3 protein-coding genes and 1 pseudogene are annotated in these 2,205 nt (G+C 62.6%); all 4 read left to right on the forward strand.

The genetic code is table 11. The features are described from left to right. The first annotated feature begins 186 nt into the window (after positions 1-186). Positions 187-444 carry a hypothetical protein gene (locus ACYVD0_RS17440; RefSeq protein WP_460427983.1) on the forward strand — a complete coding sequence of 86 codons (258 nt, stop codon included), beginning with the start codon at positions 187-189 and terminating at the stop codon, positions 442-444. Further along, a complete protein-coding gene (locus ACYVD0_RS17445) occupies positions 441-737 on the forward strand; it encodes a holin family protein (protein ID WP_460427984.1) in 297 nt (98 codons plus the stop codon). Before ACYVD0_RS17440 ends, ACYVD0_RS17445 begins: the two co-directional genes overlap by 4 nt. Before the next feature lie 3 nt (positions 738-740). After that, positions 741-887: a hypothetical protein gene (locus ACYVD0_RS17450; RefSeq protein WP_460427985.1), complete on the forward strand. Its 147-nt coding sequence runs from the start codon at positions 741-743 to the stop codon at positions 885-887. A 1,109-nt stretch (positions 888-1,996) separates the two neighbouring features. Next, positions 1,997-2,205: pseudogene (locus ACYVD0_RS17455) on the forward strand (group II intron reverse transcriptase/maturase); the annotation flags it as partial.

Genomic DNA, 2,205 nt, shown 5'->3' on the forward strand with positions numbered 1-2,205 from the left:
GGCAAGAAGGGTGGCATCAAGACCCGCCGCCTGGTTGCATCCACCTCCGATACCTATCGCGCTGTACTTCTCGGACTTGGGTAGCCTTCATGCGATTGCCCTGGTCGCAAAAGCAGTACGGCGAACGACTTGAACAAGCATGTCCGCGGCGCGCTGTACTCCAGCGCTTCGGGTCGGTACCAGCACATGCGAACGCATTGGCCGCACTACCGTGACCAACTGAACCTGCCGGATTTCGGCCCGTTGAGCCAGGACCGCTGGGCCATCCGGCTGATCAGGGAGCGCAAGGCCCTCGACGACATCAGGGCCGGACGGATTAAGCAGGCCATCGCTAAGGTGCGCAACCTCTGGGCCAGTCTGCCGGGGGCCGGCTATGCCCAGCCCGAGCACGACCTCAAGGCGCTGCTCGCTCAGTTCATTGCCGCGGGCGGGGTGCTGGCATGAGCCTGCTCTCCACCGCCACGGCTCTGCTGCCGACCGTCGCCGGCCTGCTCGACAAGCTGATCCCCGACCCCGAGCAGAAGGCCAAGGCTCAGCTCGAGCTGCTCAAGCTCCAGCAGGAGGGCGCCTTCAAGGAGCTGGACGCGGCCCTGCAGGTCAACCTGGCCCAAGCGAAGATCAATGAGGTGGAAGCGGCGAGCCAGTCCGGATTCCAGGCCGGTTGGCGACCGCTGGCCGGCTACGTCTGCGTGGCGGGGCTTGCATATGAGTTCTTGGCCAGGCCGCTGCTGCCGTGACTGTTGACCGTGGCCGGTGCCGCGGATGTCCCACCGCTGCCCTCGCTCGACGATGTGCTGTTCGAGCTGGTGTTCGGGATGCTCGGCCTTGGCACCCTGCGGACGGCCGATCGCTGGAAGCGGGTGACTGCAATTACGCCGAAAACCTAGTTGGGGAGATAAATAGCCAGACGGATATGGGGAGTCGGTCTGGAGGCCCGGAGGCTGGAGGGGGACAAGGACTATCGTCCTGTTGCGTGCTGGATGCGTGCGCGGAAGGGATTTTCCGCGTCTGTTCATCTTGCGGTGAGATAGCGTGGAGGCTGTTCGAATCGTCTTTTAGATCAGAGGCGGTCCAGCTCTGCAGGACATGGGCTATCAGCTCCATGAGAAGGTCCACCACCATGGTGGACAGGATCAGGTAAACCAGAGCGGTGATCGTGAGCGTCAGGACTTCATTCATCATGTGTGCCTCCAACCTGGCTTGATGGGGTGACATGGCGAGCAAGGGAGGCGGCTCACACTTGTTTCGTTGCGCTACCACGGACCAGCAAAGGTCCTGACACATTCAGGACAGGGCCGCCCAAGCCGGCACCCTAGGACACTGGAACAGCGGCATTCCTGACTTGCGCCAACAATTGATCGATATGCGCGATGCAATGCGACGGAAGGCAGTGTGCTGGGGGAGCCATGTTTGGTAGATGGTGCTGCGCGGACAGGCGAGGAGGGAGCGACGGCTCCAGTATTCCAGCACCTTGGCTGCCGTTGAACCTGCAGACTGTCCCTGCAAGCCCGACCAACGAGCCCCTGCCACTCCGGCAGGGGCTCTTTTTTGTGCGCCCGGCAGGGCGCACTCACTCGGAGGTGAAAGCCCTCTACACACCCGGCAAGGGGAAGTGTTAGCCAGAGGCAAGGGTGTCGCGGGTGACTGCGAATCTGAAGGAAGCCCGAGGCAAAGCGCTGGCCTGACGAACAGGAAGCGGATACGAGGCGACGCATCGGGGTAAGGCAGCAAAAAAAGGCCAAAGCCCGCTACTTGCACAGAGCGATGCGGCGTATATCCGACAGGCATAAGCGTGAAGGTGGGTGCGTCATACCCGGGGAGATCTGTATGGCTGCCATTGTGCTACTGACGTCGCGAGGCATGAGGATGGTCGTACAGAAGCAGAGGCGATAGTCGGTGCGTCCCGACCGAAGGGCCGAACATGAGTGACCGCGATTGGGACGGCAGATACTCGATGCAGGCCGATGAGACACGAGTGCGTGGAGTAAGCGCAGCCATGACAGCAGAGCCGGGGCGGAACTCCGGGGGCGATGAGCGTGGTGTCGATGGCTTCACGGCGGCTGCCGGGCAAATGGAAGCGGGGGAGCCATCGCTGATGGAGGCGGTGGTGGATCGAGCCAATCTGTGGCTGGCGTATCGAGACGTGGTCGGCAACCGAGGCGCGCCGGGAGTCGATGGACTCCCGGTCGAGCCGTTCGCCGACTG

This window comes from Azotobacter armeniacus (assembly GCF_054779355.1).